Here is a 17,501-nt window from a genome sequence, read left to right on the forward strand (position 1 = left end):
ACCGGGCGACCTCGGCGTCGCCCGACTAGACTGGCCCTGCGTCCACCGTCCCCCCTCCCAGACACCAGAGGTGACCGTCTTGGCCCGTCCCCGCGTGAGGACCTTCGATCTCGTGGTGGTGGCCAACCGCCTCCCCGTCGACCGGGTCGTCGACCCGGACGGGACGGAGCAGTGGCGCACCAGCCCCGGTGGCCTGGTCACCGCCATGGAGTCCGTGATGCCGGGCCGTGACGGCGCCTGGGTGGGCTGGGCCGGTGAGGCCGGTGAGGCGCCGGAGCCGTTCGTCGAGAACGACATGTACCTCCAGCCGGTGGCCTTGTCCGCCGAAGAGGTCGAGCAATACTACGAGGGCTTCTCCAACGAGACCTTGTGGCCGATCTACCACGACGTGATCGTGAGCGCGACGTTCCACCGCTTCTGGTGGAACGCCTACCGCGCGGTCAACCAGCGGTTCGCGGAGGCGGCCGCCCGGGTGGCGGCACCGGGAGCGACCGTCTGGGTGCACGACTACCAGCTGCAGCTCGTGCCGGCCATGCTGCGCGAGCTGCGGCCGGACGTGCGGATCGGCTGGTTCAACCACATCCCCTTCCCCCCGGTGGAGCTGTTCGCCCAGCTGCCGTGGCGTCAGAGCCTGGTCGAGGGCCTGCTCGGCGCCGACTTCCTGGGGTTCCAGCGCACCGCCGACGCGGAGAACTTCCTGCGGGCCTGTCGGCGGCTCGTCGGCCTCCCCACCAAGGGAGACACCGTCACCCACCATCCCCACGGTGATGACGGCGAGGCACACACGGTCCGGGCGAGCGCCATCCCGATCTCCATCGACTTCAACGGACTCGACGAGCTGGCCCGCACCCCGGAGGTCAAGGCCCGGGCCGCCGAGATCCGCTCGTCCCTCGGTGACCCCGAGATCCTCATGCTCGGCGTCGACAGACTCGACTACACCAAGGGCATCCGGCACCGGTTGAAGGCCTACGAGGAGCTGCTGCGCGACGGCGAGGTGGCCCCGCCGGAGACGGCGCTGCTCCAGGTCGCGACGCCGAGCCGTGAGCGCGTCGCGGCCTACCGCAACCTGCGCACGCAGGTCGAGGGCACCGTCGGCCGGATCAACGGCGAGCACTCGCCGATCGGGGCCCAGGCGGTCCAGTACCTGCACCACTCCTACCCGCGCAGCGAGATGGCGGCGCTGTTCCTCGCGGCCGACGTCATGCTGGTGACACCGCTGCGGGACGGGATGAACCTCGTGGCCAAGGAATACGTCTCGTGCCGGCACGACCTCGGCGGAGCGCTCGTGCTCAGCGAGTTCACCGGCGCGGCCCGCGAGCTGCACCAGGCCTTCGTCTGCAATCCCCACGACATCGAGGGGCTCAAGCAGACCATCATGCGGGCGGTCCGGGCACCGGAAGCCGACCGACGCCGCCGGATGCGCGCCCTGCGCAAGCGAGTCGCCGACCACGACGTCCAACGCTGGGCCCAGCGTTACCTGGAGGCCCTGGCCAGCGCCCCCGAGCGACCGGAACGGCAGGGTCGTCACGGGAAGTCGGCGTGACCCTCCTGCCGGATGAGCTGTATGCCGCGCTCGTCACGTTCGCGGCCCGGCCCGCGGTCCTGCTGGGCGTCGACTTCGACGGCACCCTCGCACCGTTCGTCACCGACCCGATGCAGGCACGCGCCACCCCGGGGGCGATCGAGGCGCTGCGTGCTGCCGCCGCCCTGCCCGGCGTCACCACCGCGGTCGTGTCGGGTAGGGACCTGGCAACGCTCTCCAGGCTCACGGGGGTCGCCCCTGACGAACCGATCGCGTTGATCGGCAGCCACGGTGCTGAGTCGAGCGACCCCGTTCTCGCGGGATCCGTTGGCACTGAGCCAGATTCCTCGGCAGATGGCTCGGTGACCGAGCGCCTCGCCGCCGTGACGGCCGACCTGGAGGCCGTGGCGCGAGCCCATCCTCCCGTGCGCATCGAGCACAAGGCCACGGCGGTCGCGCTGCACACCCGGGACGTGGACGGGGAGGTCGCGGCACACGCGGCGACCGCCGCGCGCGAGGTGGCCACGCGGCATACCGGCGTGCACGTCCTGCCGGGCAAGGACGTGGTGGAGCTCTCGGTCGTGGAGACCAGCAAGGGCGCCGCGGTGCGCGCGCTCGCCGCGGCACGCGGGGTTCGGGCCACCGCCTACATCGGCGACGACGTCACCGACGAGCGGGCCTTCGAGGTGCTGTCACCGGACGACGGAGATCTGACGATCAAGGTGGGTGAGGGCGAGACCGGCGCCAGCCACCGCGTCCCGGACGTCGCGACGGTCCTCGAGGTACTGCAGACCTTCCTGCGTCTGCGCACTGCGGGCCAAGGCCGCTGAGCCCGGCTCAGGCCCGACGGGAGTGGCTCTCTCCGGCCGGTGACTGGGTCGACCCTCGCACGATCAGCTCGGGGAGGAACAGGTACTCCGAGCGAGCCGATTGGGTAACGATGACGGAAACCGCCCCGAGGCACCCGTGGTCACCGAAGGAGCCAGCGGGAAAGGGTGTGGTCGCCAGCGAGGATCAGGGCAGGTCGGAGGAGATCTGCCGGGCCGCAGCCGTCAGACTGTGCTGAGGGTCCTTGCCTGCCACGATGTCGGCGAAGGCCTGCCCCAACGGTCCCCACACCGCCTGCATCGCCGGCACCGAGGGCACCGGGTCACCGTCGCGCCCGGCGTCGAACCACGCGGCGTAGTGGTGGTCCCGGGCAGCGACGTCGCGGTAGGCGGCCGTCAGCGCCGGCGGGAGACCCGTCGCCCTGGCCAACCGCACCTGCACGTCCCGACGCGTCGCACAGTCGCGGACGAACTCCTGCGCGAGCTTGGGGCTCTGCGCCGTCGCGGAGACGTAGAACAGGTCCACGTCGAGCAGGGGGACGGGCTTGCCACCGCGGGGCAGGGCCGGCAGCGGGGAGATCGCGTAGGGAACCCCAGACGCCTGGATCACCGGTACCGACCAGGCGCCGGTGACGAGGTAGGCCCCGTGGCGGTCGCCGAAGAGGGGCACCGCATTCGTGTTGTCGACGTCCGGCTGGATGACGCCCTCGCGGCCGAGCTCGGCGAGCCGACGGGCGCCCTCCAGGGACGCGGGGCTGTCGAGGACGAGCCGGCCGGGTGAGTACTGGCCGTTCGGGGTCTTGGCGAAGATGCCACCGCCGTAGGCGCGCAGATAGGGATAGCCCGAGTAGACGTCCCCGGTGCTGCCGGTGCTCTGCAACAGGATCCGGTTGACCTTGCCCTCGGCCTTGAGCCGGCGCCCGTTCGCGATCAGCTGCTCGTAGGTCTGGGGCGCCTGCGGAGCCAGATCGGTGTTGCGCACCAGGGCCAGGTTGGCGATCGCGTAGGGCACCCCCCAGAGCTGGCCGTCGTAGCGGGCCCCCGCCAACGCCTTCGGCGCGAGCCGACGTTGCTGGTTGCGGGACAGCGTGACCCGGCTGATGACGCGCTGCTGCTCCATCTCGCCCAGCCAGGTGTGTGGCCCCAGGAAGACGTCCGGCCCACTCTCGGGTGCCGTCACGTCCTGCAGCGCAGAGCGGACGTCCGAGACCGACTCGACGGTGACGCTGACCCCGCGCGTCCTGCCGAAGTCCTCTGCACGGGGGCGCAGCGCTGCCGCGACGTCGGGCGGCGCCCAGATGACCAGGTCGGCCCGCGGAGCCGCGGTCACGAGCGGTTGCGGCGAGCGGGGCCGGTCGACGCCGACCCCCGGCGCCGCCGCGAGGTCGGTGGCTGCCGTCGACGCGGTCGAGCCGTGCGAGGGCGTGCAACCGACCAGCAGCAGGAGCAGACCCGCGACGACGGGTCCACACGGACCTGGACGTCGCGACATCGGGTTCTCCTCGTGCCGTGCGGAAAGCGTGGGGAAGGCCTGCGGAAGCGCCCCGGAGGGCGCCCGTCAATCCTCCCTGTCCTCGGGCCCGTTCCTGTGCACAGGGAGCAACTATTGGATAACGCCTCTGTGACAGCCGGGTCACGGAGGAAGCTGGCGGACCGGGGCAACCCGGCCGGACACGGACCAGGTGACCTCTGGCGCACGGAGCCGTCATGAGCAAAGATGCAAGGCACCGGCCCACGCGCCCGCGTGCGGTCACCGCCTTTACAACGGATCGTCCGGCACGTTCCTGCCGGTGAAGGAAGGTTTGATCTGCCATGGCTACCGTCACGTTCGACGAAGCGACCCGCGTCTACCCCGGTTCCGACACCCCGGCCGTCGACAAGCTCAACATCGACATCGAGGACGGCGAGTTCCTCGTCCTCGTCGGCCCCTCCGGCTGTGGCAAGTCCACCAGCCTGCGCATGCTCGCCGGCCTCGAGGAGGTCAACGACGGCCGCATCCTGATCGGGGAGCGCGACGTCACCGACCTGTCCCCGAAGGACCGCGACGTGGCCATGGTCTTCCAGAACTACGCGCTCTACCCGCACATGAGCGTGGCCGACAACATGGGCTTCGCACTCAAGATCGCGGGCAAGCCGAAGGACGAGATCCGCAAGCGCGTCCAGGAGGCCGCCAAGATCCTCGACCTCGAGGCCTACCTCGACCGCAAGCCGAAGGCGCTCTCGGGTGGCCAGCGGCAGCGTGTCGCGATGGGGCGCGCGATCGTGCGGCAGCCCCAGGTCTTCCTCATGGACGAGCCACTGTCCAACCTCGACGCCAAGCTGCGCGTGCAGACCCGCACCCAGATCGCCTCACTGCAGCGGCGACTCGGGGTCACCACCGTCTACGTCACGCACGACCAGGTCGAGGCGATGACGATGGGCGACCGGGTCGCGGTGCTCAAGGACGGCATCCTGCAGCAGTGCGCCTCCCCGCGCGAGATGTACGACCACCCCAACAACGTGTTCGTCGCCGGATTCATCGGCTCCCCCGCCATGAACCTGCTCGACGTGCCCGTCGTCGACGGCGGGGTGAAGTTCGGCAACACGGCGCTGCCCATCCCGCGCGACCACCTCGCCGAAGCGGGGTCCCGGGCGATCGTGGGGGCCCGGCCCGAGGACCTCACCCTCAGCGACGACGGCACCGGCCTCGCGGTCACGGTCGACGTGGTCGAGGAGCTCGGCGCCGACGCCTACATCTACGGCACCTCCAAGACGGAGTCGGGCGAGGACGCCCAGATCATCGCGCGCGTCGACGGCCGCACGCCGCCCGAGAAGGGCGCCCAGATCCACCTGACTCCCAAGCCCGCACACCTGCACCTGTTCAACGCCGGTTCGGGCGAACGCATCTCGGTCTGACGCGCTTCCGCGTTTGTGCTCGGTCCGGGCCGCCTCCGAAGGTTCTGGAGGCGGCTGGGGCCGAGCACGGCCACGTTGGTATGCCGTCCGCTCACCTCCCGCGGTGCCGCAGCTGGCCGGTGACCCGCCGCAGCCACGAGGTCGGCTGGGACGTGGTGCCGCCGGCAGGGGCCGCCCCCGTGGCTCGCTCGGCCCGATCCGGTCGGTCTTCACCGTCCGGTTCCTCGACGTCGTCGGAAACGTCGGCTTCCTCCGTCTCTCCCGCCGCGTCACCCGGGCCGAACGACGGCAGGGCGGCGGGCCCGACCGCCTCCGGCGCACCGGCTGGTGATCCGGCGGGAGCCGGTGGGGCGGCGGGACCTGGTTCGCGACGAGCCGCCGCCTGTGCCGCGGCGGCGAGCTCGTCCGACCTCAGCCGCTCGACCACGGAGTCGAGGAGGGCATCGACCTCCTGCTCGGTATAACCCTGCCGCAACGCCACGGACCCGAACACCTGGTCCGCGACCGACTGTGCCGTGAGGGTCCGACGCTCCACCGGGCGGTCGAGCTCGTCGGCCACCTCCTCGAGGAACGCGTCCACCTCGGTCTGGTCATAGCCACCGCGACGGGTCGTCAGGACTGCCTTGCGCACCTCGTTCGAGCCGAGCCTTGACGGGCTGTTGCCATCGGTCATCTCGTCCTCCTTCGGAGGTCGCCTCTGGTTGGGCCATCGACAATCGTGCCACGATAGGGCCCGTGGCCCCGCAGATCACGGCAGCACGACCCGACCAGGCGTTGTTCGACCTGCCTTGGTCGGTCCCCCTCCAGGACTGGCCGGAGGAGCGCCTCGCCGCGCTGCCCCGCGGCATCTCGCGCCACGTCGTGCGGTTCGTCCAGCTGTCCGGCCGCGTGATCGCGGTCAAGGAGATCAAGGCCGACCTGGCCCGGCGGGAGTACCAGATGCTCCGCTCCCTGCGCCGCCTCGACCAGCCCTGTGTCAAGCCGATCGGCGTGATCAGCGACCGGGTCGATGCCGACGGGCATCCGCTCGACGCGTGCCTGCTGACCCGTCACCTGCGGTTCTCCCTCCCCTACCGGGCGCTGTTCAGCCAGACCCTGCGTCCCGACACCGTCGGACGGCTGATCGACGCCCTGGCCGCGCTCCTGGTGCGGTTGCACCTCGCCGGCTTCTGGTGGGGCGATGTGTCGCTGTCCAACACGCTGTTCCGTCGCGACGCGGGCGCCTTCGCGGCATACCTCGTCGACGCCGAGACGGGAGAGCTCCAGAGTCGCCTCTCGGACGGTCAGCGCGACCACGACCTGGAGATCGCGCGGGTCAACATCGCCGGTGAGCTGATGGACCTGTCCGCGGGCGGTCTGCTCGAGGCCTCCGTCGACCCGGTCGACACCTCCGCGCTGATCGTCTCCCGCTACGAGAAGCTGTGGCGGGAGCTGACCGAGCTGGAGCGCTTCGAGCTGGGCGACCGGTGGCGGGTCGACGAGCGCATCCGGCGGCTCAACGAGCTCGGGTTCGACGTCGACGAGCTGGCCATGTCGACCGACATCGACGGCACCCACATCCAGATCCAGCCCAAGGTGGTCGACGCCGGCCACCACTCGCGTCGGCTGCTGCGGCTCACCGGCCTCGACGTCGAGGAGAACCAGGCCCGCCGTCTACTCAACGACCTCGACTCCTACCGCGCCGCGACCGACCGGCAGGGCGACGACGAGGAGTTCGTCGCCCACGACTGGTTGTCCAAGGTCTACGAGCCGGTCACCCGCAAGGTGCCTGCCGAACTGACCGGGAAGCTCGAGCCGGCCGAGGTCTTCCACGAGGTGCTGGAGCACCGGTGGTTCATGTCCGAGCGCCAGGGCCACGACGTCCCGATCATGGAGGCTCTGCAGGACTATCTCGACAGCGTCCTGCCGACCAAACCCGACGAGGTTTCCGTCGTCGGAGTCGACACGCAGGCGATGCCGGTGCGCGCCCGGCCGATCGAGCGCTGACCAACACGCCGCTCCTCCCCGCGTGGGAAGGTCGATCAGGCGCGAGCGCGCTGCCGGGCGACCTCGTAGAGCGCAACCCCCGTCGCGATGCCCGCGTTGAGGGACTCCACCGACGACGACATCGGGATCGAGACGATCTGGTCACAGGTCTCGCTCACCAGGCGCGAGAGCCCCTTGCCCTCGGAACCGACGACCACCACCAGGGGTTCGGTGGCCAGCTCGAGTCCGGGCAGCTCGACGTCGCCGTCCATGTCCAGGCCGAGCACGAAGAAGCCGTCCTTGCGGTAGGCCTCGAGCGTCCGGGTCAGGTTGCTGGCCAACGCCACCGGCACCCGGGCCGCGGCCCCGGCCGACGTCTTCCACGCACTGGCCGTCATCCCCGCCGAGCGGCGCTCCGGCACGACGACGCCGTGGCCGCCGAAGGCCGCGACGGAGCGGATGATCGCGCCGAGGTTGCGCGGGTCGGTGATGCCGTCCAGCGCGACGAGCAGCGGCGCTCCCGGGGCCTCCGGGTTCACCAGGTCACGCGGATCGGCATACACGTAGGGCGGCACCTGCAGCGCCAGTCCTTGGTGCACGGATCCGTCTGACAACCGGTCGAGTTCGCCGCGCGGTGTCTCCAGGATCGGGATGCCGCGCTGCGTCGCGATCTTCACGGCCTCACGGACCCGGTCGTCCGACTCGACCCGGCCCGCGACGTACATCGTCGTGGCCGGGACCTCCGCGCGAAGGGCCTCGAGCACCGAGTTGCGGCCCGCCACCACTTCGCTCGAGCCCTTGCCGCGGCGGGACCCGCGGGATCCTCCGCGCGCTCCCGACGCGTCGGAGCGTTTCTGCGCCCGGACAGCGTTCTTGTGCGCCTGGTGCTTCGGGCGGTCGACGGCCTTCGGAGTCGGACCGCGGCCCTGCAGTCCCTTGCGCCGCGCCCCGCCGCTGCCGGCGGACGGCCCCTTCTTGGAGGAGCCCTTGCGGACCGCGCCGCGACGCGAGGAGTTCCCGGGCATGTTCTGTCCGCCTTTCAGGCGTCGGTCCGTCGGGGCAGCGACCAGCGCGCTCCCGAGGCGGTGTCCTCGACGGCGATCCCCGCCGCCGTGAGCTGGTCCCTGACCAAGTCAGCAGTTTCGAAATCCCTTGCTGCTCTAGCAGATTCCCGCTCCGCGAGCCGTGTGGTGACGAGCGCGTCCAGGGCCGACATGGCGTCGTCGGCGGTGCGGCTCGACGTGCCGTTCCACCGCGGGTCGAGAGGGTTCACCCCGAGCACCTCGGTCATGCCGACCACCAACCACGCGAGACGTGCGGCTTCGTCGTCGTCGCCCTCGTCGAGCGCGGTGTTGCCCGCCCGCACGGTCTCGTGGACGACCGCCAGCGCGCCGGACACGTTCAGGTCGTCGTCCATCGCGGCCGCGAAGTCGTCGGGCAACGGCGTTGCCTGCACTTCCTGTTCGTCGTCCAGGGCACGCCGCAGGAAGCCCTCGATCCGCTCGACGGCGGCCTCCGCCTCGGTGAGGGAACCCTCGTGGTACTCGATGGTGGAGCGGTAGTTGACGGCGCTGAGGTAGTAGCGCAGCGCGATGGGCCGCACGGTCTTGGTGATCTCGCTGACCATCAGGGAGTTGCCGAGCGACTTGCTCATCTTCTCCCCGCCGATCGTCACCCAGGCATTGTGCAGCCAGTAGCGGGCGAACCCGAGCCCTGCGGCGTGCGACTGAGCCTGCTCGTTCTCGTGGTGCGGGAAGCGCAGGTCGACTCCACCGCCGTGGATGTCGAAGGTGTCGCCGAGGTACTTGCGCGCCATCGCCGAGCACTCCAGGTGCCAACCCGGACGTCCGCGGCCGTAGGGCGTCGGCCAGCTCGCCGACTCCGGCTCGCCCTCCTTGTGCCCCTTCCACAGGGCGAAGTCCCTCGGGTCACGCTTGCCCCGCGGGTCGGCGTCCTGGGCCGGCTCCATGTCGTCGAGGCGTTGGTGAGTCAGCTCGCCATACGCCGCGTAGCTCTTCACGTCGAAGTAGACGTCGCCGCTGCCGTCCTCGGCGACGTAGGCGTGCCCGGCGGCGATGAGTGCCTCGATGAGTTCGACCATCTCGGGGATGTGACCTGTCGCACGCGGCTCGTAGGTGGCCGGCAGGACTCCCAACAGTTCGAGCGCCTCGCTCGTCTCGCGCTCGAACTGGTAGCTCCAGGCCCACCACTCTCGCCCCGCGCCGGCCGACTTCGCGAGGATCTTGTCGTCGATGTCGGTGACGTTGCGCACCAGCGTCACGTCGTAGCCATGGCCCGTGGCCAGCCACCGCCGCAGGATGTCGAAGGCCACCGCAAAGCGGATGTGGCCGATGTGCGGAGCGCCCTGGGTCGTGAGCCCGCAGATGTAGAGCCCCACTCTGTCGTCGTGGAGGGGCTCGAAGTCGCGCAGCTCTCGCGCGGCGGTGTCATACAGTCGAAGGCTCACCCGGCTAGGTTACAAGCCGCCGGAGCACCCACTGCCCACCCGGCGGCGCCGAGCATCCCATCCCCTCTCATGCGGTTCTCAGGACACTGCGGGACGATGTCTCATCGTGGACTCCCTCATTGCCGTCGTCGCACAGGACGCGATCTATCTCGTCGCCGCGCTGGCGATGGTCGCCTGGTTGCTCTCGCCCCGTCACCACAAGGTGGGGTTCGCGGTGCAGGGGGTGCTGGCGCTGGCTGTTGCCTTCGCGCTCATCAAGGCCGCCAGTGCGGTGTATGTCGATCCGCGTCCGTTCGTGGTCGACCCGGCGCTGCACCCACTCTTTGCCCACCCCGCCGACAACGGCTTTCCTTCGGACCACACTGCGGTCGCCTCGGCTGTCTCGTTCGTGGTGCTCGCGCACCGTCGCAGCATCGGCGTGGTGATGCTTGCGCTGAGTGTCCTGATCGGTGCGGCACGGGTGGCTGCGCACGTCCACCACTGGCTCGACATCGGGGCCGGGCTGCTCGTCGGTGTGGTCGCTGCGGCGGTCGCAGTCGGCGTCGTGCGAGCCCTCCAGACGCTCCGTACGAGGTAACAAGTCGACCACGAGGTGAGCGTCCGACTTTGACCCGTCAACGTAGCCTGTGGTTGGTTGGAGGGACTGTCCGCGCCTGGAAAGGGTCGATGTCGGGCTGTATTCGAACTCATAGCTGACCGCAGAAGGTGATTTTTTCGTGCCTGCCATCGAGGCGGAACACCTCTACAAGGTGTTTGGACGCAAAGCGAGGGAAGGCGTCTCCCGACTGCAAGAAGGTGCCACCCGAGAGCAGCTGAGCAAGGACGATGGCCTGACGGCTGCGGTCATCGACGCCAGCTTCACCGTCAACGAAGGCGAAATCTTCGTCGTGATGGGCCTGTCCGGCTCCGGGAAGTCCACCCTGATCCGGATGGTCAACGGGCTGTTCGAGCCCACGGCCGGCAAGGTGAAGATCTACGGCCAGGACGTCACGGACGCGAGTACCAAGCAGCTGCGGGCGATCCGCCGCGAGCGGGTCAGCATGGTCTTCCAGCACTTCGCGCTCTTCCCACACCGCACCGTGACCGAAAACGCCGCCTACGGCCTGGAGACACAGGGAGTCGGCAAGGCCGAGCGGCACCAGCGCGCGGTCGAGGCGCTGGAGCTGTGCGGGCTGAAGGGCTGGGAGGACCGCCTCCCCGGCCAGCTGTCCGGTGGGATGCAGCAACGTGTCGGCCTGGCGCGAGCTCTGGCCGCTGACACCGACATCCTGCTCATGGACGAGGCGTTCAGCGCACTGGACCCGTTGATCCGGCGGGGCATGCAGGACCAGCTGATCGAGCTGCAGCACCGGTTGCAGAAGACCATCCTGTTCATCACCCACGACCTCAACGAAGCGATGCGGCTCGGCGACCGGATCGCGATGATGCGCGACGGCCGGATCGTCCAGATCGGCACCGCCGAGCAGATCCTCAACGACCCGGCCAACGACTACGTGGCCCGGTTCATACAGGACGTGGACCGCAGCAGGGTCCTCACCGCGTCGTCGGTGATGGAGCCTCCGGTCGCCCTGCTGGGCGCAGAGGGGGGTCCGCGCGCGGCGCACAAGCTGATGCGGGAGAACCAGATCGACACGCTCTTCGTGGTGGACCGCGACAGGCGGTTCCGTGGTGTCCTGCGCGAGCCGTCCGTGGTGCGGTCGCTCGAGAGCGGTCGGGACACGATCGACGACATCCTGCAGACCGACGTGCCCACGGTCACCTCCGACACCGTGGTCGCCGACCTGTTCCACGACTCGGCCGACACCGAGGTGCCGCTGGCGGTGATCGACGGGGACGGACGGCTGACCGGCGTCATCCCCAGGGTCACGCTGCTGGCTGCCCTCGGTGACATCAGCGCCAAGAGCAACGGCCACGGGGACGCCGAGGACGGTTCGCTCACGTCCGACGGTCCAGGCGTGAAGCCGAAGGGCAAGGAGGTGACGGCATGATTCCCACCGCCGTCAACATCCCGAGACTGCACATCGGCGATTGGTTCGAGACCGCTGTCGAGTGGATCAAGGACAACCTCGGCCCCCTGCTCGATGTGATCAGCTATGTGGGGAACTTCCTCAACGACAATCTCGCGGCCGGCCTGCACTGGGTCCCGCCGCTCATCCTCGCGATCATCCTCGGGCTGCTCGCCTGGGCCGCTGGCACCTGGAAGCTGGGCCTCGGCTCGCTGATCGGCATGCTCATCATCCAGAGCATGAACCTGTGGTCGTCGGCCATGGACACGCTGGCCCTGGTCATCGTGTCCACCGTGGTGGCCCTGGTCATCGCGGTGCCGCTGGGCGTCGTGGCAGCACGAAGCAGCGTCGTGAGCCGCGGACTGCGGCCCGTCCTCGACTTCATGCAGACCCTGCCGGTGTTCGTCTACCTGGTGCCGACAGTGGTCATCTGGGGCATCGGCGTCATCCCCGGCATGGTCGCCACCGTGATCTTCTCCATCCCGCCCGGCGTCCGCCTGACCCAGCTGGGCATCCAGCAGGTCGACAAGGAGATGGTCGAAGCCGGCCATGCGTTCGGCGCACGACCCAGAGCCATCCTGTTGCGCATCCAGGTCCCGCTGGCGATGCCCACGATCATGGCCGGCGTCAACCAGGTGATCATGCTGGCCCTGTCCATGGTCGTGGTCGCCGGTATGGTCGGGGCCGGCGGGCTGGGCTCCGACGTCTACCAGGGCCTCACGACCCTGGATGTGCCCCTCGCGTTCGAGGGCGGACTGGGCGTGGTGATCCTGGCCATGTTCCTCGACCGCGTCACCGCCGGCGTGGGCGGACGGTCCTCCGTGGCCCGCGCCCAGCGCAAGACGTCGCGCTGATCCCCCGGCCACCGACACAAACCGCACTCACCGGCCAGACGGTGACTGCCACCACCTAGGAAAGGGATAGAGACATGCGAACGACACGAACCTCCAAGGCGGTGGCCACGGGCGTGGCAGCGCTCGTTGCGACAGCCCTGATCGCCGGCTGCGGGTCCAGCAAGACGGCCACGGGCGGCAGCGGAGGGGCGGACACGGGCGCCAGCGGCGGCGGCGGCGGCAGCTCCTCCAAGGAGATCACCATCCCGATCGCGTCCGGGTGGGACGAGGACGTCGCCGTCAGCCACCTGTGGAAGTACGCCCTGGAGAAGGAGGGCTACACCGTCAAGGTGCCGAGCCTGGACATCGGGGTCATCTTCAACGGCATCTCGCAGGGCTCGGGCAGCAACGCCGACCTCTTCTTCGACACCTGGCTGCCCAAGACGCACGCCCCCTACTGGAAGAAGATCAAGAACAAGGTCGAGGACCTGGACGTCTGGTACGACCAGGCGACCCTCAACATCGCGGTGCCGACCTACATGAAGGACATCAACTCCATCGCCGACCTCAAGGGCAAGGCGGACGAGTTCGACGGCAAGATCACCGGTATCGACCCGGGTGCCGGGCTGACGCGCGTCACCAAGGAAGACGCGATGAAGCAGTACGGCCTGGACGACTACACCCTGCAGACCTCGTCCACCGCAGCGATGCTGGCGGCGTTGCAGAAGGCGACCGACGACAAGGAGCCGATCGTCGTCACCCTGTGGCACCCGCACTGGGCCTACAGCGCCTTCCCGATCAAGGACCTCAAGGACCCCAAGGGCGCGATGGGCGGGGCCGAGAAGGTCCACGCCATCGCCCGTGAGGGATTCAGCAAGGACCACCCGAAGGTCACCAAGGCCGTCAAGGCGTTCAAGATGGACGACAAGACCCTGGCTGGTCTGGAGCTGCAGGTCATCCAGAAGCACAAGGACGACCCGGCCGCCGGTGTCGAGGCGTGGGTCAAGCAGGACAGCGCCAACAAGGCCTTCGTCGACAAGATGATCGCCAACCTGAAGTAAGCAGCCCTCCGCTGACTCGCCCGAGGGGCCCCGCCGACCTGGTCGGCGGGGCCCCTGGACGTCAGGAGGAGCTCGGCGCTCAGCCTTCGGGCGCCCGCCACTCGTCCGCCTGCGCGGCCTCGGCCGCGATCGTGGTCGAGTCACCGTGGCCGGTGCGCACCACGGTCTCGGGCGGCAACGTCAGCAGCCTGGTCCGGATCGACTCCACGATCGTCGGGAAGTCGCTGAAGGACCGCCCCGTGGCGCCCGGACCGCCCTGGAAGAGCGTGTCACCGCTGAAGACCGTGCCCAGCTCCTCGCAGTAGAAGCAGCAGGCCCCCGGCGAGTGACCCGGGGTGTGCAGCACCTGCAGCCGCACCCCGGCGACCTCGATGACGTCACCGTCGGCGAGCTCGTGGTCGGGCGTCACCGGATAGACCCGGTCCCACAGCATCCGGTCGTCAGGGTGCAGGTATGACGGTGCTCGCGTCGCGTCGAACACCTCGCCCACCGCGTTGATGTGGTCGTCATGGGCATGGGTAAGCAGCACGGCCTTGAGCGTGCGCTCCCTGCCGACCGCGCGCAGGATGGCCGGGCCGTCGTGCGCGGCGTCGATGACCACACACTCTTCGTCGTTGCCGACGATCCACACGTTGTTGTCGACGTCCCACGTGCCACCGTCGAGGCTGAAGGTGCCCGACGTGACGAGGTGGTCGATCCGCGCCTCGTTGCTCACCATCCCTGGTCGGGGCTCCTCCGCGGCAGGTCGCTGCGCTCCATTCTCGGCGCTGTCGTCGCCGCTCATCACAGCTCCACCACCGAGCGCAGGACCTTCCCCTCGTGCATCTTGTCGAAGGCCGCCTCGATGTCGTCCAGGGTGATCGTCTCCGACACGAACGCATCGAGGTCGAAGCGTCCCTGTTGGTAGAGGTCGACCAACATGGGGAAGTCCCTGGACGGCAGGCAGTCGCCATACCAGCTGGACTTCAGCGCACCGCCCCGGCCGAAGATCTCGATCATCGGGAGCTCGACCTTCAGGTCCGGGGTGGGCACACCGACGAGGACGACGGTGCCAGCGAGGTCGCGGGCGTAGAACGCCTGCTCGTAGGTCTCCGGCCGACCGACCGCCTCGACGACGACGTCGGCGCCGTTGCCGCCGGTGAGCGACCGGATCGCCTCGACGGGGTCGTCGTTCCTGGAGTTGACCGTGTGGGTGGCGCCGAACGCCTTGGCCTGCTCGAGCTTCCGGTCGTCGATGTCCACCGCGATGATCGTGGTGGCGCCCGCGACCTGGGCGCCGGCGATCGCGGCGTTGCCCACCCCACCGCAGCCGATCACGGCGATCGAGTCGCCGCGGCCCACGCCACCGGTGTTCACGGCGGCGCCGAACCCGGCCATGATCCCGCAGCCGAGCAGCCCCACGGCCTTGGCGGAGGCCTCGGGGTCGACCTTGGTGCACTGTCCAGCGGCCACCAGGGTCTTCTCGATGAAGGCACCGATCCCCAGCGCGGGCGAGAGCTCGGTGCCGTCGGTGAGGGTCATCTTCTGGGTGGCGTTGTGGGTGTTGAAGCAGTACCAGGGCTTGCCCTTGGCACAGGCCCGACACTGACCGCACACGGCCCGCCAGTTGAGGATGACGAAGTCACCGGGCTCGACCTCGGTGACCCCATCGCCGACGGCCTCGACCGTGCCCGCGGCCTCGTGCCCGAGCAGGAACGGGAACTCGTCGTTGATTCCGCCCTCGCGGTAGTGCAGGTCGGTGTGGCAGACGCCGCAGGCCTCGATCTTGACCACCGCCTCGCCGGGGCCCGGATCGGGCACCACCACGTCGACGACCTCGACCGGCGCGCCCTTGGCGCGCGCGATCACTCCCTTGACCGTGCTGGGCATTCCGCGCTCCTGTGTGTCGTGAACTGTTGTCGTGATCCTCTCCCTCGCACCCTAGCCAAGCGGCTTCGCGGGAGGCATGGCCGTCCGCGGTTCGGATCTGGGATACGAGACTCACGCGGGACAGTCAGGCGCGGACGACCAGGGCGGTGGCGATCGCGGCCAGTCCCTCGCCACGGCCGGTCAGCCCGAGCCCGTCGGTGGTGGTGGCGGACACCGAGACCGGGGGGCCGCCGAGCGCCTCGGACAGGACGGCCTGCGCCTCCTGCCGCCGGGGACCGAGCTTGGGCCGGTTGCCGACGACCTGCACCGCGACGTTGCCGATGGCGAACCCGGCCTCCTCGAGGACCTGCCGGGCGGTAGCCAGCAGGACCGGGCCCCGAGCACCCGACAGCTCGGGGCGTCCGGTGCCGAAGTGGGTGCCGAGGTCGCCGAGCCCCGCGGCCGAGAACAACGCGTCACAGATGGCGTGCGAGACGACGTCACCGTCGGAGTGTCCTTCGATGCCGGTCTCGCCCGGCCACTCGAGCCCGGCAAGGAACAGCGCGCGGCCGTCCGCGGCATACGGGTGGACGTCCACGCCGATCCCCGTGCGCGGCAGGTCAGGACGCGGCATACGGCTGTTCCTCGAGCAGTCGCTCGGCGAGTGCAAGGTCCGCGGAGGTGGTGATCTTGAGGGCCAACGGGTCCCCCTCGACCACGAGGACGTGCCCGCCGGAGCGTTCGACCAGCCCGGCGTCGTCGGTGGCGCGGACCCGGTCGCCCGCTGCGGCGCGGTGCGCGTCCTCGAGCACCTCCCGCAGGAACGCCTGCGGCGTCTGGATGGCCCGCAGGCTCTCGCGCGGCGGGGTCGCGAGGACCCGGCCGGCGTCGTCCACGGCCTTGATGGTGTCGGGCACCGGCACACCGGGCACGACGGCCGGGTGCCCGGATCGGACCGCGCGGACGAGCCGGGTGTAGAGGGCGGCCGGCGCGAGGCAACGGGCGGCGTCGTGGACGAGCACCACGCCGTCGTCGGCGTGCAGCGCGCGCAGGCCCGCCGCGACCGAGTCCGTGCGGGTGGCACCCCCCGGCACGACGTCGATGTCGTCGGCCCGCGGGTGGGCTTGTGCGATGTCACGCACCTCGTCGAGGTGGCCGCTCGGCGCGACCACCACCACGTGCCGCACGTCGGGGCACGCAGTGGCGCGTCGCAGCGCGTGCGTCAGCAACGGCTCGCCGGCCAGCGCCACGAGCGCCTTCGGCTGGGCAGCGCCCAGCCGGGTGCCCTGGCCCCCGGCCACGAGGACCAGGGCGACGTTCAGGAGGCGAGGACCTCGTCGAGCGTGGCCTCGGCCTTGTCCTCGTTGGTGTGCTCGGCGAGCGCGAGCTCGGAGACGAGGATCTGCCGGGCCTTGGCCAGCATCCGCTTCTCACCCGCGGACAGGCCGCGGTCTTTGTCGCGACGCCACAGGTCGCGCACGACCTCGGCGACCTTGATGACGTCACCGGAGGCGAGCTTCTCGAGGTTGGCCTTGTAGCGGCGCGACCAGTTGGTCGGCTCCTCGGTGTGCTCGGCGCGCAGGACCTCGAAGACCTTGTCGAGTCCTTCCTGACCGACGACGTCGCGGACGCCGACGAGATCGCAGTTCTCAGCGGGAACCTCGATCGTCAGATCGCCTTGGGCCACTTTGAGGACGAGGTAGAGCTTGTCCTCTCCCTTGATGGTGCGGGTCTTGGTTTCTTCGATCAGTGCGGCCCCGTGGTGGGGGTACACGACCGTCTCGCCGACCTTGAACTCCATATGTTATTTGCCCCTTTCGCGAACTCTAGGATACCACGAGTGGGCCGCGTCACTGAACCGACCTGTGGACGTTTGCGCAGGTCAGAGGCCCAACGCCGGTCCCAGCGGTGTGAAACGACCTCTTGACAGATCGCCTTGGACATGCTTGTCAGGGCCGCTCGCGCGGGTATGCCGACCGGTTCCGAAGGCGGCCCGCTAGCCTCGCCGTTTCATGGTTCGGGGGTTGACACGGGCCTGTAATGCACGGAAGTGCCTGTCCGGCACGGGAAACTTGGG

At 69.6% G+C, this 17,501-nt stretch carries 17 protein-coding genes; 8 read left to right on the forward strand and 9 right to left on the reverse strand.

From position 1 onward, the window contains the following. Positions 1-94 precede the first annotated feature (94 nt). Both FCN22_RS06435 and otsB read left to right on the forward strand, forming a co-directional pair. Positions 95-1,543 (forward strand): alpha,alpha-trehalose-phosphate synthase (UDP-forming), encoded by a 1,449-nt coding sequence (locus FCN22_RS06435; RefSeq protein WP_238384552.1) that lies wholly within the window; start codon positions 95-97, stop codon positions 1,541-1,543. Next, positions 1,540-2,352: a trehalose-phosphatase gene (gene otsB, locus FCN22_RS06440; protein ID WP_137120707.1), complete on the forward strand. Its 813-nt coding sequence runs from the start codon at positions 1,540-1,542 to the stop codon at positions 2,350-2,352. The genes FCN22_RS06435 and otsB overlap by 4 nt, the downstream gene beginning before the upstream one ends. A 184-nt stretch (positions 2,353-2,536) precedes the next feature. Here otsB and FCN22_RS06445 read toward each other — a convergent pair whose 3' ends face one another. Continuing rightward, on the reverse strand, positions 2,537-3,841 hold the full coding sequence (locus tag FCN22_RS06445; protein WP_137120708.1) for a sugar ABC transporter substrate-binding protein: 1,305 nt from the start codon (positions 3,839-3,841) through the stop codon (positions 2,537-2,539). A gap of 320 nt (positions 3,842-4,161) precedes the next feature. On the opposite strand from FCN22_RS06445, the gene FCN22_RS06450 reads away from it, so the two are divergent. Then, positions 4,162-5,244: an ABC transporter ATP-binding protein gene (locus FCN22_RS06450; RefSeq protein WP_137120709.1), complete on the forward strand. Its 1,083-nt coding sequence runs from the start codon at positions 4,162-4,164 to the stop codon at positions 5,242-5,244. Between the two features lie 91 nt (positions 5,245-5,335). Here the strand turns inward: FCN22_RS06450 and FCN22_RS06455 are convergent, their stop codons facing one another. Further along, entirely contained in the window at positions 5,336-5,917 is a 582-nt protein-coding gene (locus tag FCN22_RS06455; RefSeq protein WP_137120710.1) for a DivIVA domain-containing protein, read from the reverse strand. 62 nt (positions 5,918-5,979) lie between these two features. Here FCN22_RS06455 and FCN22_RS06460 point away from each other — a divergent pair, with 62 nt between their 5' ends. Beyond that, positions 5,980-7,230 carry a DUF4032 domain-containing protein gene (locus tag FCN22_RS06460; protein WP_137120711.1) on the forward strand — a complete coding sequence of 417 codons (1,251 nt, stop codon included), beginning with the start codon at positions 5,980-5,982 and terminating at the stop codon, positions 7,228-7,230. Positions 7,231-7,265: 35 nt separating this feature from the next. Here FCN22_RS06460 and rlmB read toward each other — a convergent pair whose 3' ends face one another. Both rlmB and cysS read right to left on the reverse strand, forming a co-directional pair. Beyond that, positions 7,266-8,234, reverse strand: coding sequence for a 23S rRNA (guanosine(2251)-2'-O)-methyltransferase RlmB (gene rlmB, locus FCN22_RS06465; RefSeq protein WP_137120712.1), 969 nt, complete (start codon positions 8,232-8,234; stop codon positions 7,266-7,268). Positions 8,235-8,248: 14 nt separating this feature from the next. Next, positions 8,249-9,676 carry a cysteine--tRNA ligase gene (cysS, locus tag FCN22_RS06470; protein WP_137120713.1) on the reverse strand — a complete coding sequence of 476 codons (1,428 nt, stop codon included), beginning with the start codon at positions 9,674-9,676 and terminating at the stop codon, positions 8,249-8,251. A gap of 106 nt (positions 9,677-9,782) precedes the next feature. On the opposite strand from cysS, the gene FCN22_RS06475 reads away from it, so the two are divergent. From FCN22_RS06475 to FCN22_RS06490, 4 genes are all read left to right on the forward strand, one after another. Next, positions 9,783-10,253 (forward strand): phosphatase PAP2 family protein, encoded by a 471-nt coding sequence (locus FCN22_RS06475; protein ID WP_137120714.1) that lies wholly within the window; start codon positions 9,783-9,785, stop codon positions 10,251-10,253. A gap of 139 nt (positions 10,254-10,392) precedes the next feature. Next, positions 10,393-11,664 carry a quaternary amine ABC transporter ATP-binding protein gene (locus FCN22_RS06480; protein WP_137120715.1) on the forward strand — a complete coding sequence of 424 codons (1,272 nt, stop codon included), beginning with the start codon at positions 10,393-10,395 and terminating at the stop codon, positions 11,662-11,664. Beyond that, entirely contained in the window at positions 11,661-12,536 is an 876-nt protein-coding gene (locus FCN22_RS06485) for an ABC transporter permease (protein ID WP_137120716.1), read from the forward strand. Before FCN22_RS06480 ends, FCN22_RS06485 begins: the two co-directional genes overlap by 4 nt. A 74-nt stretch (positions 12,537-12,610) precedes the next feature. Then, positions 12,611-13,576, forward strand: a complete 966-nt coding sequence (locus FCN22_RS06490; protein WP_137120717.1) for a glycine betaine ABC transporter substrate-binding protein — start codon at positions 12,611-12,613, stop codon at positions 13,574-13,576. Positions 13,577-13,655: 79 nt separating this feature from the next. On the opposite strand, the gene FCN22_RS06495 is transcribed toward FCN22_RS06490, so the two are convergent. From FCN22_RS06495 to FCN22_RS06515, 5 genes are all read right to left on the reverse strand, one after another. Continuing rightward, positions 13,656-14,294: an MBL fold metallo-hydrolase gene (locus FCN22_RS06495; RefSeq protein WP_137120748.1), complete on the reverse strand. Its 639-nt coding sequence runs from the start codon at positions 14,292-14,294 to the stop codon at positions 13,656-13,658. A gap of 65 nt (positions 14,295-14,359) precedes the next feature. Beyond that, a complete protein-coding gene (locus FCN22_RS06500) occupies positions 14,360-15,445 on the reverse strand; it encodes an S-(hydroxymethyl)mycothiol dehydrogenase (protein ID WP_137120718.1) in 1,086 nt (361 codons plus the stop codon). Positions 15,446-15,569: 124 nt separating this feature from the next. Next, complete coding sequence (gene ispF, locus FCN22_RS06505; RefSeq protein WP_137120719.1) at positions 15,570-16,058, reverse strand: 2-C-methyl-D-erythritol 2,4-cyclodiphosphate synthase; 489 nt, start codon at positions 16,056-16,058, stop codon at positions 15,570-15,572. Continuing rightward, positions 16,045-16,725, reverse strand: coding sequence for a 2-C-methyl-D-erythritol 4-phosphate cytidylyltransferase (ispD, locus tag FCN22_RS06510; RefSeq protein WP_238384553.1), 681 nt, complete (start codon positions 16,723-16,725; stop codon positions 16,045-16,047). The genes ispF and ispD overlap by 14 nt, the downstream gene beginning before the upstream one ends. A gap of 17 nt (positions 16,726-16,742) precedes the next feature. After that, positions 16,743-17,225 carry a CarD family transcriptional regulator gene (locus tag FCN22_RS06515; RefSeq protein ID WP_137120721.1) on the reverse strand — a complete coding sequence of 161 codons (483 nt, stop codon included), beginning with the start codon at positions 17,223-17,225 and terminating at the stop codon, positions 16,743-16,745. Positions 17,226-17,501 lie beyond the last annotated feature (276 nt).

This window comes from Segeticoccus rhizosphaerae, from assembly GCF_005222685.1.
GTDB lineage: Bacteria > Actinomycetota > Actinomycetes > Actinomycetales > Dermatophilaceae > Segeticoccus > Segeticoccus rhizosphaerae.

What these genes read in the sequence shown, in the direction of transcription:
- FCN22_RS06445 (WP_137120708.1), bottom strand. Translation starts at nt 3,841, where the DNA reads ATGTCGCGACGTCCAGGTCCGTGTGGACCCGTCGTCGCGGGTCTGCTC.
- FCN22_RS06450 (WP_137120709.1), top strand. Translation starts at nt 4,162, where the DNA reads ATGGCTACCGTCACGTTCGACGAAGCGACCCGCGTCTACCCCGGTTCC.
- FCN22_RS06455 (WP_137120710.1), bottom strand. Translation starts at nt 5,917, where the DNA reads ATGACCGATGGCAACAGCCCGTCAAGGCTCGGCTCGAACGAGGTGCGC.
- rlmB (WP_137120712.1), bottom strand. Translation starts at nt 8,234, where the DNA reads ATGCCCGGGAACTCCTCGCGTCGCGGCGCGGTCCGCAAGGGCTCCTCC.
- FCN22_RS06485 (WP_137120716.1), top strand. Translation starts at nt 11,661, where the DNA reads ATGATTCCCACCGCCGTCAACATCCCGAGACTGCACATCGGCGATTGG.
- FCN22_RS06490 (WP_137120717.1), top strand. Translation starts at nt 12,611, where the DNA reads ATGCGAACGACACGAACCTCCAAGGCGGTGGCCACGGGCGTGGCAGCG.
- FCN22_RS06495 (WP_137120748.1), bottom strand. Translation starts at nt 14,294, where the DNA reads ATGGTGAGCAACGAGGCGCGGATCGACCACCTCGTCACGTCGGGCACC.
- FCN22_RS06500 (WP_137120718.1), bottom strand. Translation starts at nt 15,445, where the DNA reads ATGCCCAGCACGGTCAAGGGAGTGATCGCGCGCGCCAAGGGCGCGCCG.
- ispF (WP_137120719.1), bottom strand. Translation starts at nt 16,058, where the DNA reads ATGCCGCGTCCTGACCTGCCGCGCACGGGGATCGGCGTGGACGTCCAC.
- FCN22_RS06515 (WP_137120721.1), bottom strand. Translation starts at nt 17,225, where the DNA reads ATGGAGTTCAAGGTCGGCGAGACGGTCGTGTACCCCCACCACGGGGCC.